The sequence below is a fragment of the Devosia naphthalenivorans genome (genome assembly GCF_003056355.1).
Lineage (GTDB): Bacteria > Pseudomonadota > Alphaproteobacteria > Rhizobiales > Devosiaceae > Devosia > Devosia naphthalenivorans.
In genome coordinates, this window is the sequence record NZ_PYVW01000002.1 from 194,122 (window position 1) to 209,385 (window position 15,264).

General features: G+C 57.4%; 17 protein-coding genes. 1 reads left to right on the plus strand and 16 read right to left on the minus strand.

All coding sequences use genetic code 11. The features are described from left to right. The first annotated feature begins 63 nt into the window (after positions 1-63). Positions 64-369, plus strand: a complete 306-nt coding sequence (locus tag C8264_RS22885) for a DUF6626 family protein (RefSeq protein WP_108459686.1) — start codon at positions 64-66, stop codon at positions 367-369. A gap of 438 nt (positions 370-807) precedes the next feature. On the opposite strand, the gene C8264_RS04095 is transcribed toward C8264_RS22885, so the two are convergent. From C8264_RS04095 to C8264_RS04170, 16 genes are all read right to left on the minus strand, one after another. Beyond that, positions 808-1,536, minus strand: coding sequence for a glutathione S-transferase family protein (locus C8264_RS04095; RefSeq protein WP_108459687.1), 729 nt, complete (start codon positions 1,534-1,536; stop codon positions 808-810). Next, positions 1,533-2,480, minus strand: a complete 948-nt coding sequence (locus tag C8264_RS04100; RefSeq protein ID WP_108459688.1) for a 3-hydroxyacyl-CoA dehydrogenase NAD-binding domain-containing protein — start codon at positions 2,478-2,480, stop codon at positions 1,533-1,535. The genes C8264_RS04095 and C8264_RS04100 overlap by 4 nt, the downstream gene beginning before the upstream one ends. Before the next feature lie 16 nt (positions 2,481-2,496). Next, positions 2,497-3,297 carry an IclR family transcriptional regulator gene (locus tag C8264_RS04105; RefSeq protein ID WP_108459689.1) on the minus strand — a complete coding sequence of 267 codons (801 nt, stop codon included), beginning with the start codon at positions 3,295-3,297 and terminating at the stop codon, positions 2,497-2,499. A gap of 20 nt (positions 3,298-3,317) precedes the next feature. After that, on the minus strand, positions 3,318-3,743 hold the full coding sequence (locus C8264_RS04110; protein ID WP_108459690.1) for a cupin domain-containing protein: 426 nt from the start codon (positions 3,741-3,743) through the stop codon (positions 3,318-3,320). Positions 3,744-3,746: 3 nt separating this feature from the next. Next, entirely contained in the window at positions 3,747-4,100 is a 354-nt protein-coding gene (locus C8264_RS04115; protein WP_108459691.1) for an NIPSNAP family protein, read from the minus strand. A gap of 16 nt (positions 4,101-4,116) precedes the next feature. Further along, positions 4,117-5,628, minus strand: coding sequence for a tripartite tricarboxylate transporter permease (locus C8264_RS04120; RefSeq protein ID WP_108459692.1), 1,512 nt, complete (start codon positions 5,626-5,628; stop codon positions 4,117-4,119). A 3-nt stretch (positions 5,629-5,631) separates the two neighbouring features. Beyond that, positions 5,632-6,081: a tripartite tricarboxylate transporter TctB family protein gene (locus tag C8264_RS04125; RefSeq protein ID WP_108459693.1), complete on the minus strand. Its 450-nt coding sequence runs from the start codon at positions 6,079-6,081 to the stop codon at positions 5,632-5,634. A 56-nt stretch (positions 6,082-6,137) separates the two neighbouring features. Continuing rightward, positions 6,138-7,115: a Bug family tripartite tricarboxylate transporter substrate binding protein gene (locus C8264_RS04130; protein WP_108459694.1), complete on the minus strand. Its 978-nt coding sequence runs from the start codon at positions 7,113-7,115 to the stop codon at positions 6,138-6,140. Between the two features lie 36 nt (positions 7,116-7,151). Next, complete coding sequence (locus C8264_RS04135; protein ID WP_342748682.1) at positions 7,152-7,925, minus strand: SDR family NAD(P)-dependent oxidoreductase; 774 nt, start codon at positions 7,923-7,925, stop codon at positions 7,152-7,154. Between the two features lie 16 nt (positions 7,926-7,941). Then, positions 7,942-9,003: an SDR family oxidoreductase gene (locus tag C8264_RS04140; RefSeq protein ID WP_108459696.1), complete on the minus strand. Its 1,062-nt coding sequence runs from the start codon at positions 9,001-9,003 to the stop codon at positions 7,942-7,944. A gap of 1 nt (position 9,004) precedes the next feature. After that, positions 9,005-9,637: a hypothetical protein gene (locus tag C8264_RS04145; protein ID WP_108459697.1), complete on the minus strand. Its 633-nt coding sequence runs from the start codon at positions 9,635-9,637 to the stop codon at positions 9,005-9,007. Positions 9,638-10,063: 426 nt separating this feature from the next. After that, entirely contained in the window at positions 10,064-11,107 is a 1,044-nt protein-coding gene (locus C8264_RS04150; RefSeq protein ID WP_108459698.1) for a glycosyltransferase family protein, read from the minus strand. After that, positions 11,107-11,667, minus strand: coding sequence for a hypothetical protein (locus tag C8264_RS04155; RefSeq protein ID WP_108459699.1), 561 nt, complete (start codon positions 11,665-11,667; stop codon positions 11,107-11,109). Before C8264_RS04155 ends, C8264_RS04150 begins: the two co-directional genes overlap by 1 nt. 97 nt (positions 11,668-11,764) lie before the next feature. Then, the gene (locus C8264_RS04160) at positions 11,765-13,027 is read right to left on the minus strand and encodes a hypothetical protein (RefSeq protein ID WP_108459700.1); all 1,263 of its coding nucleotides are present in this window, start codon (positions 13,025-13,027) and stop codon (positions 11,765-11,767) included. Next, positions 13,020-14,153: a hypothetical protein gene (locus C8264_RS04165; RefSeq protein WP_108459701.1), complete on the minus strand. Its 1,134-nt coding sequence runs from the start codon at positions 14,151-14,153 to the stop codon at positions 13,020-13,022. The genes C8264_RS04160 and C8264_RS04165 overlap by 8 nt, the downstream gene beginning before the upstream one ends. A gap of 52 nt (positions 14,154-14,205) precedes the next feature. Further along, positions 14,206-15,180, minus strand: a complete 975-nt coding sequence (locus tag C8264_RS04170) for a hypothetical protein (RefSeq protein WP_162783444.1) — start codon at positions 15,178-15,180, stop codon at positions 14,206-14,208. Between the last annotated feature and the right edge of the window lie 84 nt (positions 15,181-15,264).

Genomic DNA, 15,264 nt, shown 5'->3' on the forward strand with positions numbered 1-15,264 from the left:
TGCGACATGCTATTTATGCAGCACCACCAAAGCCGCCCTTAAATACGGGAACAGGAGGTGCAAATGAAAATCCAGAACGTCTACCAAATTCTCCAGGAGCTTGGCTTAGTCCGCTCGCAGATGGAGTTTTCGCGGCTTTGGCTTTGTAAAAGTCCCCGATATTATTCCAGTTTGTTGGCGCGGCGGCAGGAGCCCAGCATTGGAACTTTGACTGGTCTAATATTTCGCCTACGCAACATCCTTGTGCACACTAACAAAGGCGGGGACTGGTCCGCAATATTCACGTTGATCCAGCATCTTGAGCTCCACGTGGGAAACCGAGTGGTTATGGATACTGCTTTGCGGCAGATGCCAGATCGAAGCCGCTGACGAATGTGGCTGTGGCACCCTATCCAAGGGGATACTGAGCCAGTAGCATCCTTGGGTCGTAAAACCCCGATATACCCGTGCTTAGCTTCGCAGGGGCGGGACGGCTGCGATCAAAGCTGATCTCGCAGACGGGTACATTGCAAGTTGCAATGTGCGCGTAGTGTTCAAGAATGATGATCGATGGTCCAGGCGGAACTCAGCTCTTGTGGTTGGGGCTGCTATCGACCCCAATCCGGTCAATCGAGCCTAACTCATGAAATCTTGAAAGCTGCCATTCGCTGTGGCAGGCAAGATCGGCTTTGCCCCCTTCCGGTCACAAGAATCTCGATAGGAGCTCCAGAAGCTGACGTTTGGATATACTGAGATGAGCATCTGTTTGGCTGTTACTAGCAAGGTCGTCAGGCCGCGAAGTGACTGGCGCAAATCGTCTCGCAGCACTTACCTATCCAGCGTCTGCGCGTATTGCCCTCGCGCAAAGTAGCGGTCTCTCTCTTCTTGGGTGGCTTCATGCTGGTGGGATGGTAAGTTTTCGCTAATGGAGAACGCTCTCTTGGCTGCCGGGCGCTCGAGGATCGCTTCGAACCAACGACGAAGGTGTGGGTGTTCCGGCCAGCCGAAATTAAGGACTCGGTGGGTCGCCCCGAAGAGTTTTGCCTGGACGCGGATCCAAGGCACCGTGGCGACATCAGCAATGCTATAGGCATAGCCACCGAGGAATCTCGCCTCACCTAGCCGCGCATCGAGGAGGTCATAAAGGCGTCTCACTTCGCTGGTGAACCGATCGACTGAATATTGCTCCTTGGCGGCATAGCGGACGAAGTGATTGAACTGCCCGAAATTGGGACCCACGCCGGCCATTTGGATCATTAACCACTGTACAACCTGATAGCGCTCCATTGGTTCTACGGTCAGCAAATGCCCCGTTTTTTCCGCCAGATACATGAGGATCGCGCCCGATTCGAAGATGGTCATCGTAGCGCCGCCAGCGGCGTCGTGGTCGGCAATCACGGGCACTTTGCCGTTGGGGTTGAGAGCCTGAAAAACTTGCCCATATTGCTCGCCCCGATGCACATCGACCGGCGTGATCTTATAGTCTAGCCCGGTCTCCTCCAACATGAGAATGACCTTGGTCACATTGGGACTCGTGCTCGCGAAAAGTTCGATCATGTGAGCTGGCGTCCTTCGAGCGCTCCCAACACGGCGATAAGATCAGCGTCGCGCGCATCGGCCAATTGCTTGATCGGCACATCTCCGACAGCGCGATTGACGCCCAGAACCAGAGCTTCAATCAGCGCGTCGTTGATCTCGGGCGCGCCGAGATCTCCGGCCCACACCTTGAGTGGCTCCTTGGCCCAGGCGAAGAATCCTGCAAGGCCATTCTCGCCACCGCCCATATGATAACTGAGATGCGGGCCCGCAATGGCGGAGCGCAGCCCCGGGCCATAGACGACCGCCGCGTCCACATCCTCCGCCGAGGCAACACCGCTCGCCACGAGAAAGGCCGCTTCGCGCCAAAGTGCGACGGTTAGGCGGGTGGCAAGGTGCCCAATGACCGGCTTGTTCAGGACCACGGCGCGCTTGCCAATGGCGTTATAGAAATTGGTCGCTTCGCGCACAGCTTCGGGATCGGTTTGGTCCCCCCCGACGATTTCCACCAGCGGGATCAGGTGCGGCGGGTTCATGGGATGGCCGATCAGCACACGCGCCGCATGGGTCAGCCCCTGCTGCATATCCGACACCAGAAGTCCCGACGTACTGGAGGAAATGATCACATCAGCTGGCAGCACAGCGTCCAGCTCACGCAACGCCTGCCGCTTGACTTCAAGCTTTTCGAAGACGCTTTCCTGGACAAAATCTACACCGGTAAGCTCGGCAAAGCTGGTGTGAAAATTCAGTCTGTCCAACCCCGCCCCAGCCGCAATCCAACCGAGTCGTTCGAACTTAGGCCAGGCTGCCTCTACTAGTGCATTCACGCGCGCCTCGACGCCTGCATCTGAGTCGGCAACATGGACGTCAAAACCCTTGGCAAGGAAATAGGCGGCCCAGGCGCCACCGATAGTTCCGGCGCCAGCGATGCCTATGGAGTTGATCTTGTCGAAACCACGAAACACTTAAACTATTCCCATCTCAATGCTTGCTCTTGCGAGGCCGGGCCGCTCGCACATCGCCGCCGGCATGCTCCGGCGAGAGCTTGGCGATGTCATTGGTAATCTCTTCGGCCAGCGCCAGAATTTCCTCGGACAGTGATTCCTGCCGGGCAGCATCCAGAGTGGTTTCATCGACGATAAAGACGATGCTCCCCAGCACCCGGGTTTCCGCGTCAAAGATAGGCGCGCCTATCCCGACGAGCTTGGGAAATACCTCGCCCCGCGTGATGCAGACACGCTGGTCACGCAGCTTGGCCATGGTTTTGCGGAATTCATCCCAGTCTGTCCCCAATCCGCTCTCGCGGATCTGGTCAGCGTGCCAGAGCATCATGTTACGCATCTGATAGGGGGTCAGATTGGCAAGGATGGTTTTGGCCATGGCACCCCTGAACATGGGCATGGATTTGCCTCGCTCATAGAGCTGGGCCATGCGGCTATCGATCCAGAACTGGTCCGAGCACATGACCTTGTCGCCATAATAGGCGCAGAGCATCACATTCACCGAAAGCCGTGTGCCAAAGTCCTTGATCTTGCCGTGTGCCGAGCGAAGCAGCGGATCATTTCGGCGCAATAGCCGGTCAAACTCTATGATACGCGTACCCAGCACATAGCGGCCTCCATTGGCTGGCGAAAGCAGGCCGCTTTGGCAGAGCGACTGCAGATACCGGTAAGCGGTGGCCTGAGATAAGTCCGCCTGTGACATAGCTTCCTCAAGCCCAATGCTCATGCAGCTCTCGTCAAAAAGATCGAGCAGAGAAAGCATCTTGTCGAGGCTGCTCATACCACCTGCCTCAATTCCCACTATGCCCTGGCAAACCCGACCAAGGTCGAGTCATCAACATCGGCCAAATTGACAACGATGTTATCTGGTGTCCTGCAAGTCAGCCAGATAAGCTCTTCAGTTATGCTCATATTGACTTCAACATGGTGCATATGGGGCGGCACGAAGACAAAGTCACCCTCGCTCATGTCGACGTATTCGGCATAGTTCTCGCCGAAATAAATGCGGCCCTTTCCCTTGAGCAGATAACCGCCGGTTTCCGCATCGCCGTGGTGGTGCGGCAGCGAACGGTAGCCGGGCTCATTGCTCACCCTGCCGAACCATATGCGGGTCGCAGGCGTATGGGCGGGACCCACGCCCGACACGCGGATGCAGCCACCGGACTGTTCGGTGTTGGTGTCTTCCTGGTCCTTGCGGGTAACGACGGGAACAACTGGGGACGTCAAAATCTATCTCCGTTCATAATTATTGCTGGAAACCGGGCCGAGCGGCACCGGTGAAAAGGAAGTGGGCAGCATGATGCGGTTCGACATGTTGGCCAGCATCGGGCGCACCTGCCGCAGGAAGGCACGCCATTGTGGCTTGGCGGCCAGTTCCCGCCGCCGTGCCGCGCGGTCGTCGAAGCTCTCATAGCCCCACATGTGCACGATCTGATTGAGCTGGCCGATCTCAACGACGTAATAGCCGAGCATGGTGCCGAGCGCTGCCCGCTGCAATTCCAGCCCGTCCCGCTCATAGAGGCTAAGATAGTCCTGCACTGTGTGCTCGGGATGGAGCGTGTATTCGCGTAGTTCAACGATCATGGGAAAATCCTGAGCCTCAATCCGAGCCGGCGAAGTTTTCCCGCTGCTTGCGGAAGCTTGGCAGGGCGGTCATCAGCAGGAGGAGTATCGAGATGCTCAGCACCGTTGCTGAGATCGGGCGCTGGAAGAGCGAGAAGAGGTCACCCTGGGAAATCACCATGGCGCGGCGCAGGTTCTCTTCCAGCATCGGCCCGAGGATGAAGCCTAGCAGAAGTGGGATTGCCTGGAAACCTGCTCGATAGAAAAGGACGCCTATCGCTGCAAACGCGGCGAGCGCCACAAGGTCATAGACAGACCCGCTTAGCGTATAGATGCCGATACAGCAGAAGACGACGATCGCCGGAAAGAGAATGCGCTGTGGCACGGCGAGTAGACGCACCCAGACCCCGATCATGGGCAGGTTGATGATCACCAGCATGAGGTTGCCGATGAACATACTGGCAATGAGGCCCCAGACCACCTCGGGACGGGTGACCATGACGTTTGGCCCAGGCTGAATGCCCTGGATGACCATGGCGCCTAGCATCAGGGCGATCACCGGGTTGGCGGGAATGCCCAGAGCCAGCAGCGGAATGAACGAGGTCTGCGCTGCAGCATTATTAGCCGCCTCGGGGCCTGCCAAGCCTTCCACGGCCCCCTCGCCAAACTGCCCAGGCTTCTTGGAAAGACGACGCTCGATCATGTAGGAGGCGAAGGGGCTCAACACCTGGCCGGCGCCGGGCAGAATACCCAACAGAGCGCCGATAAAAGTGCCGCGCAGCGCAGCCGGCGTACCGGCCCGGAACTCGGCCTTGCTCGGCCAGAGATCGCGCATTTTGTATTTGAGGTCGAGCACCGACATCTTGTTGCCGTTGGCCAGATTGACCACAATCTCGGAGAGACCAAAAAGGCCCATTGCCACGGCGACAATGGTGATCCCTTCGGAGAGCTGCAGCACACCAAAGGTGTAGCGCTGCGCGCCCGTTTCAACGTCGGTACCGATGCAACCCAGCAGCACGCCAAAAGCGGCCATGATGAAGGCGTTGAGCACCGAGCCATTGCTGAAGACCACACAGGCAACGAGCCCGAGCACCATCAATGAGAAATATTCAGGCGCATTGAAGTTGAGCGCGAAGCGGGCGATCGGGGGCGTAAACAACCCGATGATGATGGTGGCGATGATGCCAGCCAGAAGCGAGCTCAGCGCCGCAATGGCGAGTGCCTGCCCTGCCCGGCCCTTGCGGGCCATTTGGTGTCCATCAAGACAGGTGACTACCGAGGCGGCGTCGCCGGGGATGTTGCAGAGAATGGCGGTGGTGGAGCTACCATACTGCGCACCATAGAAAATGCCGGCCATCATAATGAGCGAGGTGACCGCGTCCAACTGGCTCGAGAACGAGAGCAGCATGGAGATGGTCGCGAGCGAACCGATGCCCGGTAGCACACCTATCATGGTGCCAAGCACGCAACCGATCAGGGCGTAAAGGAGGTTCACCGGCGTGATAGCGACGGTGAAGCCCATGATCAGAGAGTCAAAAATGCTCGTCATGATTTAGTACCAAAAGAGGGGGAGCGGCTGGCCCAGAAGACCAATGAAAATAGCGCACACCACAACGGCTAGAATGAACGGCGCTAAAAAGGCCTCGACACTGAACTGCTTGGTGCAGGCAACTCGAACGAGCGAAAAAACAGCAAAGGCGGTGATGAAAAGACCTGCCGGCTTGATCAGAATAGCGAACAGAACCGGCGCCAGAACGATGCTGAGAAAGGGTACAAGCTGGAAGCTAGGCGGCATCTCGCCGGTGACCCGCAGGCCTCGCAGCACCACCAGTGCCGACAAGACGACGATACAGACTCCGACCACCCGGGGCATAAAGCCCGGGCCCATTCGTGCCATGGAGCCGAAATTCAGGTCCTTGCCGAAATAGAGCGCACTGATGCCAACAATGAGCAGAAAGCTGCCACTCATTACATCCAGTGGATTCCTGATGGCGAGTTTCAAGCGGTCCTCCCTTCGCAAGTAAGGGGCGGGGACTGAAGCCCCGCCCTTGCTTCCTGCTATTCGATGCGAACGCCGGCTGTGGCGATGACTTCCTCGAGCACATTGCTTTCGTTCACGAGGCGTTCGGTGAATTCCTCCGGCGAATAGTCGACAACGATCAGGCCAAGTTCGTCCCAACGCTGGGACAGTTCCGGCGTCGCCAGTGCGTTCTTGATAGCCTGGTTGAGCTTTTCGACGATCTCGGTCGGCGTGCCAGCGGGGGCATGCAGGCCGTACCAGTTCGACATCACGTTGATCTCCGGCACGCCGATTTCGGTGGCGGTCGGGACGTCCGGCAGCACGTCGTAGCGCTCCGGAGCAACCACGAACAGCGGCTTGAGATCGCCGGATTCAAAGTAGGGCATGAACGTCGCGATACCGTCGACATGCATCTGGATCTGATTGGCGATGAGTTCCGGCAGCGCCGCGCCGGTGCCGCGATAGTGCACGGCGTTCATCTGCAGGCCTGCCTTCTGCTGGAACAGTTCCGAAGCGATGTGCAGGAGGTTGCCGGCGCCCGGAGTGCCGAAGTTGATCTCGCCGGGACGGGCACGGACCATTTCGATAAATTTTTCCGCGTTGGCGGCCGGGACCTGCGCGTTGGTGGCGAAGAACAGGTGAGCGTCAGCAACCATGGCAACATGGGCAAGATCGTTCATCGGATCTGCCGGCATCGATGCGTAGGTGAAGGGGTTGGCGACGATCTGCGTCGCGGCCGACAGCAGCAGCGTATGGCCATCGGGCTCGGCTGCGGCGACCGAGGCCATGCCAACGTTACCAGCAGCGCCGGTGCGGTTTTCAACGATGACGCGCTGCCCGAGCTCGCTTTCCAGGGCCGGTCCGATCAGGCGCGCGATGATGTCGGTAGTGCCGCCTGGAGCGAAGCCTAGGATTAGGTTAATTGGCTTGCTCGGATAGTCCTGCGCGAGAACGCCGGTGACTGAGGTCACGGCCAGAAGCGCTGTGGCCAGGCCCAGAATACGTTTCTTCATCATTTACTCCTCCATTATGATTCTGTGAGTTGGGTCGTTTTAGTGAATGTGCATACCGCCATTCACGTCGATGGATGCGCCGGTGATGTAGGATGACAGCGAAGAGACCAAAAACAGGCATGCACCTGCTACTTCTTTGGCCTCCCCGAAGCGCCCGAGCAGGGTCGAGTCACAGACCGCCTTGCGCGCTTCATCGGAATAGCCGTTCTCAGTCATCGGCGAATGGATGACGCCGGGATTGACGATATTAGAGCGAATGCCGCGGCCGCCGAGTTCGCGCGCCATTGTGCGGGCGAGCGCCGTGAGTCCGCCCTTTGAGGCAGCGTAATGCGCCCCGCCCATCAGCCCGCCGCCGCGCTGCGCGGCAATGGAAGCGATGGTAACGATGGCAGACCCGCTCTGCATGTGAGGGATGGCGGCCTGATTCATGTAGAAGGCCCCCTTGAGGTTGGTATCCAGCACGAAGGACAGATCGTCTTCGCTGATCTCCAGCAGCGCTCGCTTCTGAACAACGCCAGCATTGTTCACCAGCGCATCAATGTGCCCCCACCGGGCCACGACCTCGTCAACCGCTTCCCCGCAGCGCGCGTTGTCGCGCACATCGCAGGCGATCGCATGGGCATTTTCGCCAATCGATTGCGCGACGGCGGTCACGAGGTCCAGATCAAGGTCCAGAAGCGCGATTTTCGCCCCCGCGTCTGCAAAGATCTGCGCCACGGCGTGTCCAATGCCACCGAATGCGCCTGCACCGGTAACAATCGCGACCTTGCCAACCAGGAGCCCCCCTACGGAAAGCGTCATATCATTACCCATTCAGCCAAAACCAACATCATGGCAGCACGCGCTGCCGGCGATAAATTTCAATGAGGTCCAGAATGTCCTGTTCGGTGTTGCGACACTGCTGAAACCCCAAGCTGCGCGCCTTGGTACTGTCGCTCATGTCATCCCAATCGCCGCGGAACATGAAGTCCGCCCAGGACCAACTGACGAGCTTGTCAAATGGCACGGGTTTAAGACCGCTCTCTGCCGTGATCGCCGACCACACGCCACTCTTGTCAGCCATGGTTTCGTCGAGCCTGACGGTCCGCACTTCCCCAACTTGCATGGCAAATGCTTCCGCTAGCTGCGGCCAGAGATTGCACCAGCGGAAATAGTCTCCATTGGTTACGTTGAAATCTTCGAAATGGCAGCGGCGATCCGTTGCCATCCAGACCATGGCATCAGCCAGTAGGCTCGCATTTGTCATGGTCGAAAGTGAGTTAAAGCAGGCTACCGTGCCCGGGAAGTGAAGGGGCTCGCCCGCAGACTTCTGGATGGCCGCGTAGACGCCAAGGGCCATGATTAGATTGTTTGGATTGCCGGTATTGAAGCCGCCGATGAAGTGAGGCCGAGCCGTGGACCAGCTATTGCCGGTCTCCCGAGCCTTGGCACTTAGCCAGTCATGTTGGACATGGTAGAAGTTCTCGACCATATCGCGCGCATCTGTCTCGCGCGCAGGCGTCTTGTATGGCCCACGATGACTGCCGTACCACTTGGTGCCCTGCACCACACAAACATGGGTGCCGCTTGAACGCTCCAGCAGCGGTCCAACGCTGTTCTCTAGAAGCTGGAGGTTCGGCTGGATCTGCTCCTGCGGCGTAGGACGCACAGCCAGAGCGGTAAAGAAAACGGTGTCGATGGAACCGATGCCGGCAAGGGCGGCCCGGCTTTCCGTAGCGCTTTCAAGATCGACCGTCACCGTCTGAACGCCCGGCTGTACATTGGCATGGCCGCGCGCCAGAACGGTGACGCCCACGCCGCCGCGTTGAAGGACTTTCTCGACCAAGTTGCGACCAACAATGCCGTTCGAACCTACGACCAGCGCCGATTTGATGGGGCGAATGAAGGACATTTCAGAAGTCACGATCAGTGCCGTGATATTTGGTGGAGATGTGCTGATAAATCCCCGTCTCGAATCGCAGGTGGGCGGCAGCGAGCATCCTTTCCAGCGTCTGCGCCTCGCGCTCTACGCTCACCCTATCGAGCCCTTCCAGCACGATGACAGCAGCGCATCGACCATCCTCTGTGCCACGGAGCACCATCTCGGTATTGGTCAGACCGGACACATCGGCGTCTTCCTTAAAGACTGTCGCGCCAACCATTCCCGGCCGCAGCGTAAGGCACTTGCAATCGACCGCGGGCAGTTCGCCGCCGGCAGCAATGCGGACAGTCGCGATGCAGCCGCCGTCGTCGCCATAACGCTGCGCCGTCCGGTGAATGGTCCGAACGGTATCACTGAACCCTGACACCACTTCTGCTGTCCTCGGAGCCGGATTGTTGACTGATCTTAGATATTCCTCCCCAGCAAAAACGGATGCGCTCACAGCCTCGTAGATGACGAGAAAGCGGATGGCGGCTCGATCTGACAGGAAGCGGCGACCGCGAAGGACACCGGCAATGCTCGAGCGCTCGAACAAATGCTGGCGTGTGTACCAGTCATTAAGTTCAGCTTCGTCCTCAGAGCGGACGTTTGCCCAGATCAGCATTGCCCCTAGCGTTTGCGAAAGCATCCAACAAACCGTCATTCGAGAAAAGCATGTTTTCTTATATGGCGATAAATTTAGTTGGTCAACGCTCGTTTTGCCTTCGGCACTGCCGCATGGGACGGAGATTTTTGTCGGTGGGGCAGGTTGGCGATGTTCGCCACTTTTAGATTACTGGGCAGCTGCCTTATCGGTGCGGCCAGCTCCTAGCAGTGCCGGTCAGTGCCCACTCTGACTTCGGCAATGCAGACTACGCGGGTCTGCAGTCAACCGGATTCACCTGGGAGCTGACCGACAGCTCGGGCCCAAGTTCGCGGTCGTCGGTTTTACCCATCCACCGGGCTGAAAGCAGACCTTCCGCTTGCCACCCCACAATTGCCCTGTGGCATGCCCCAGCTTCTTCGCATGACCTGAATCGTTCTGAACCTGTTAGCCATCAACAAGTGCCTTCATCAGAACGTCGGCTGAGAAGAAATTTGAGCCGAGATCGACAGCTGGAACCACTGGAGGCGTACTGAGCGCCTGCTCCATGGCCTGTACAAGCTCTGGCTTGTATCGAATGTAATTGTCCCAGCTCTCAGTCCACGCACTCGGGTACAAGCACTCGGCAGGGTACATCTCCTTGTAGGAGAGCCGATCAGGTGCAAACGGAGTTGCCCCGCAGAGAAGTCCCTCATAGAGCCCGATGCCGAGGGTTTCTTGAAGGCTGGCAGAGAACACCATTTTGGCCTTGCCGAGGAGCTGATGGTATTCGGCTTTGGTCAAGGGCGTGTCCTGGCACACCCGGAATTCATAGTCCGGAAACGACCCGGCTAGATCCCGAAAAATCTCGACCTGTTTTTCAGGCGCGATCCGATGCGGGAACAGCACCAGATTTCGCTTGGGCAGGTTCCGGTAAGGCGCAAGCTTGGTTTCGAGATAATCCATAGGCCAGCCGGTCAGCAAAATGCGGCTGTCGTCGTCCACTCCCAGAACCGACTTGAACAAGTCAATGTGGAACTGTGTTGCGAAACAATTGACATCGAGTGCATGGAACAGAGATCGCTCGAAATGGCGCGCCCAGGTCGTATCAGGTATGCGGCCCAGATAATCATGCTGGTCGTAAGAGCCCGCGTGCCACAGGCCGATGAGCCTTACCGAATTGCCTAGCAGATCACTCATATAGCGGGTGTTAATCACGCCGGGATGCCAAGCATCCGCGAAGATGATCTTGTCGCCGGGCACAATCGTACCTTGGGTGAAAAGGTCCGCGATCTGGCCAATCTGTGCGGCCTTGAAGATATTGGTCTCGGCGAAATTGAGGAAAGCGCCTCGGGTGGGCGGCTGTTTCGCGTGGTGGCCCTCCACCACGCGAATTTGCTCGGTCGAACCAATAGCCTTGAGGAACTTGGCGATGCTCTTGGGCAGCTCCGTGACCCATTCGCTCGTATAGCGCTGCTCATAAGGTTCGAGGCTAATGACGAAGAAGGTCATCACACGGCCTCCCGCACGGCTTCCACGCATTTTAGCACGATCCAGAAGACCAGTGTGCCCAGGAGCTTGATGGCGATCCCGAGGGCTAGGGCGAGCGGGTCTAGGATGCCGAGCAGCGCATAAAAGACCGTCGTATCCAGGGGCACGCTGATCAGCGATGAAATCAGGACACGATCCGACATGGGGCGCTTGGTCACTGAATAGATAATCCAGTCGACCAATTCTGCGATTAGGAAGGCGGACGAACTCGCCACGGCAACCTCTGGCCCAGCGAGCCAGAAGGTGGCCACGGCGGCGGCCACAATCGCTATTAGCACGAAATGGCCAAGTTCCCGCTGTGCGAAGTCCCGCAGCACGAAGACGAAACCCGAGGCGAAGATGGCCGGGGGGATGGCTGATCCGGCCAGGAAGATCGGCTCGAACCAGATCAGCAGCATATTGGCGAACACGATGATGCCGAAGTAGCCGAGGGTCCAGTAGGGCACAAAATACTTCGGACCGGGCAGCCTTAGCCGGTCTTGGCGTGGTTTGCGGCTGATCAAATGTGCAAAATCACTCACGGTTCTCTCCTTGGTTGAGTGTTTTTCGGACGCACCAAACCTTCCCGCCTGAAGGGCAGGTTGGATTTGGTCGTGCGGTGGTCAGATGGGCTAGCGGCTAGCGCCGGTCGTCGTAGAAGACGTCGGACAGGGTCGTGTTGCGTCCCCTGCGGGCGAGCTGATCAAGCTCTGGCGCGTGCTTGCGGACGAAGCTCACAGAAGCTGTGCGGAAAGCCTCACGGATAATCTCGGCCATGGTGACGATCGAGTTTGGGAGACAGCAACGTCCCCAACCGTACGGCAGCCGCAATCGGTTGATTGCGACGGCAACCGCATGTGACATTATCCAAATATTGTGGAGCGCAAGGATTGTGTCCGAGGCCCTGTCCCAAGGATTGTTGCCGGGTTTGGTGTTCAGGTCACCTAAGGTGAAGCGATCTGCCACTGGGCTGCTAACAGGCCACGGGTGATCGGACCTCAGGAGGCGATCATCTTCTGGCATTGCAAACACGGGGACCCTCAGCTCTTTTTCCGTGAGGATCGGTCGGTCGTATGCTCTGCGATATCTCCCTGCCAGCAGGAACGGTGTGGCACTATCGAATGTCACCATCACGCCGGGTCCGAGAATATCGCGAAGGCAGTCTTGAATCACCGTGAGGATGCAGGCAATTTCGGGGTGGCTCGTTCCCAGGAAGTGAAACCGATCCGTTCCATTCAAAAGCCGCTGCTGCAAAAAAAGCAGCAAAAGCTCCAAGACGATGGAAAAATGCAGGCGAGTAGCACCTGCGAACGCAACACCCCTGAGCGCCCGTTGCCCATAGATACGCTGATCATTGAACGACGCCATGGTTCTGAACCAGACAAGGGCCTCATAGCGGTTCCGGCCCTGGATGACGTTCAAAAACTCAGTGGCTTCCGACGTTGAGTTATCAACGACGTATTGGGCGTTCTCCTTGGTGAATCTCATGCATTGCGCAAAACTGAACAGACCTGTGTTCGGTTGTCCAATGGCAGAGGTCGGGGCGTCCAGAATGATCGCGTACTTGAACTGCGAGGAACTGCGATACAATTTTCGCCTCACGCCAGCACTGAACCTGAGGTTGCCTGTTGAGATCTGATAGCCACCACTATCAATAAGCTCTCGATCCACGTTGGCGCTTCGCTCGCGAATTATGCGCGGAGTTCCCTTCGCCAGGTATGGCGCCGTCACAAGAAAACTCAGGGCTGTAAAGAGGCCTGTACCACTCAGTATGTTGGCTCTTGCGAGCGGAAGCTTGCGTTCTAAGCGCCAGCTTGGGTTGGCGTCATCAAACAGGGCAAACAGGTTTGGTTGAAGTGCCGGGCAAAATGAAGAGCCGTTGTGCGCAAGCAAATCACGCATGCTCTGGTTCTCCTAGCTGCAGGTCGAAAGCCGCATCGCGAAGATGGCACATCTCTTCCTCGCCATGCGCAAAGGGGCCATACAGCTCGAACTTGCTTCCGGTTCTTTTCCCGATTAGCGCTACATATTCGACGTCGTTGGCCAGAGCGGGTAGTTCGACTTCACCGATCAGCTCCAGACCATCGGCTGGCTTGTTCACTAGAGGCCGGTCAAGCATTTCGGATGCGGTTTGCTGGGGTGCAGCACCCACGGGCGCCGCTACGGTCTGGCCGCTGACTACAGGAGTGTGCTGGACTGAAGCAGGTAGGCTCTGCACCGATCCTGATTGTGACTCCTCGCGTGGCTCTGGGCCTGCCTGGATCGGGCCAGTACCATTGCAAGTGCCAATAAGCTCATGCCGCAGTGTGTTGACTGCTTCGGATCGCGAAGTGTCTTCCGTTGATGTAGTGAATGGACCCTTATTTGCCTTCGGACTATCACCTTTAACTAGCCCAATTAGCTCCCCCTGCGTTCGGTTGCGGATCAGCATCCATACCTGCTCGGAATTGGCAGCGTTTGCCTGCAGTGAGTGGAGTCTGCTCAGCTCAAGGATGCCCTGGATCTCGTTACAGAGCCTGTTGACGCGGGTCGCGTCGAAACTGCTGCGGGATAAATACGATGCATATACGCGCACTAGCGCACCGATCTCGGCCTGCTCAGGTGTTTTGGTGTTATGCGCTATCTTCACCTTGGTGCTGTCTGCTAGCTTCTGGATTTCACCCTTGTACTGTCGCAGTTCGACGTAGATGATGCAGAGCCGCACAGCTGTGAGTTGATCCTGACGGTAAAAACGCTCCTCGATGTCGGTCAGGAATTGTCGGTCATCCTCTAGAGCGTGCCCGATCAGCTCGTTCAACGCACCCCGACTGAGCCGCTGCTGAGTCAGTTCATGGAGCGATCCCCACACGAACGAAGTTGATGAAGGGTCGGCCTCTCCCGGCTGAAGTTCAGTCCTAGGATCTTGTTCAGCGCCCAGCTCTGCCGCATCGCTTTGCCGTGGCCCGTCTGCTGGATTGGAGATTAGCTTCGGCCGGAATAACGTCTCTTGCCCTGCAAACTCATGCTCTTTGGCTCTGCTTTCGTCCATGTGTGTCGCGCTCCTTGTGGTAACCCAAGGAGATTACTGTGCGAGTGGACGCTTACCGTAGCCGATAGCGCGCCAAAAAATGCCTTAATATCAATCGTCTAGCGGGATTTCGGGTTTGCTTTAGAGCTGTAGCCACGGCATCCAGATAAAGCAAATAGACCTGCAACACTCGGAACGCCGGAGCAACATCAAGTTGGAAAGTTCCATTCCGATCTTCGTATCGTGCAGCGGCAGCTACGCAGGAGGCGGCGATTTGATGATTGGTGGCACCCGTCAGCTTAGCAAATTTGGTCTGGATGCGGTCAGTTCCTCCATAGTAGCGGAACCAACGATCCACCTCGGCATCTGACAAAGTTTGCATAGCCTCGTCGACTTTCGCCACCATCTCACAGGCGGACATCACATCCTCTTTTTTCCACGTGATCCTGCTTGCGTACATCCGCTCAAGCCCTTGCGCCACGCGACTGCAGGCTGATCCGGTGCTCGCATCAGAATTCACCCCCGCAAACAGCTTGAAGCGCTGATCAGGTTGCCTACTTTTGAAAAATCGACGAGCTTCTAACGACACACCCGCGATGTCTCTGAGGGTTGGGTCTAGCGCTCTGGAATACTCATCTGCGATGAACTGTAACTTTCTTAGCCCTAGAGCCCGCTTCCATGGTTCTAGAAACTTACCACCAGGTGCGCCAACCTTTTCCCTTACTCCGGGCCTGGCGAGTATCTCTGCAACGCTTTCCATGCCCAAGCTGTTGATGTCCGATAAGCGCAGCAACATGCGCTTGCCGTTCCCGTCAGGGTCCGAAGGATCATCCACAAGAAGTCTTGTTTGCATGCGGCCTGTTTGCATGCTCGCAGCAAAGATCGGCCAAGAGGCAGCCGCTGCATTGCGCATACTGGTCAGAGATTTCGGCCTGGTTTCAGGTTGTAAACGATGCCGTTCCCGCCTGAGTGCTGCTACCTCTGGGAACAGCCGCTGCGAGAAGTCGCTCTGATCGTTTTTTACCGGAAATTTCCGTTTGTGAGCCACGAGTGTACTTTACAATCCGTAAAGTGCACATAGTTCGATCGTCATGGCATCGAGTCAAGCCTTGCCGTTGGCTCTGCGCGTGCG

Coding starts and splice junctions, on each gene's coding strand:
- C8264_RS22885 (WP_108459686.1), top strand. CDS start 64: ATGAAAATCCAGAACGTCTACCAAATTCTCCAGGAGCTTGGCTTAGTC.
- C8264_RS04095 (WP_108459687.1), bottom strand. CDS start 1,536: ATGATCGAACTTTTCGCGAGCACGAGTCCCAATGTGACCAAGGTCATT.
- C8264_RS04105 (WP_108459689.1), bottom strand. CDS start 3,297: ATGAGCAGCCTCGACAAGATGCTTTCTCTGCTCGATCTTTTTGACGAG.
- C8264_RS04115 (WP_108459691.1), bottom strand. CDS start 4,100: ATGATCGTTGAACTACGCGAATACACGCTCCATCCCGAGCACACAGTG.
- C8264_RS04120 (WP_108459692.1), bottom strand. CDS start 5,628: ATGACGAGCATTTTTGACTCTCTGATCATGGGCTTCACCGTCGCTATC.
- C8264_RS04130 (WP_108459694.1), bottom strand. CDS start 7,115: ATGATGAAGAAACGTATTCTGGGCCTGGCCACAGCGCTTCTGGCCGTG.
- C8264_RS04135 (WP_342748682.1), bottom strand. CDS start 7,925: ATGGGTAATGATATGACGCTTTCCGTAGGGGGGCTCCTGGTTGGCAAG.
- C8264_RS04140 (WP_108459696.1), bottom strand. CDS start 9,003: ATGTCCTTCATTCGCCCCATCAAATCGGCGCTGGTCGTAGGTTCGAAC.
- C8264_RS04145 (WP_108459697.1), bottom strand. CDS start 9,637: ATGCTGATCTGGGCAAACGTCCGCTCTGAGGACGAAGCTGAACTTAAT.
- C8264_RS04150 (WP_108459698.1), bottom strand. CDS start 11,107: ATGACCTTCTTCGTCATTAGCCTCGAACCTTATGAGCAGCGCTATACG.
- C8264_RS04160 (WP_108459700.1), bottom strand. CDS start 13,027: ATGCGTGATTTGCTTGCGCACAACGGCTCTTCATTTTGCCCGGCACTT.
- C8264_RS04165 (WP_108459701.1), bottom strand. CDS start 14,153: ATGGACGAAAGCAGAGCCAAAGAGCATGAGTTTGCAGGGCAAGAGACG.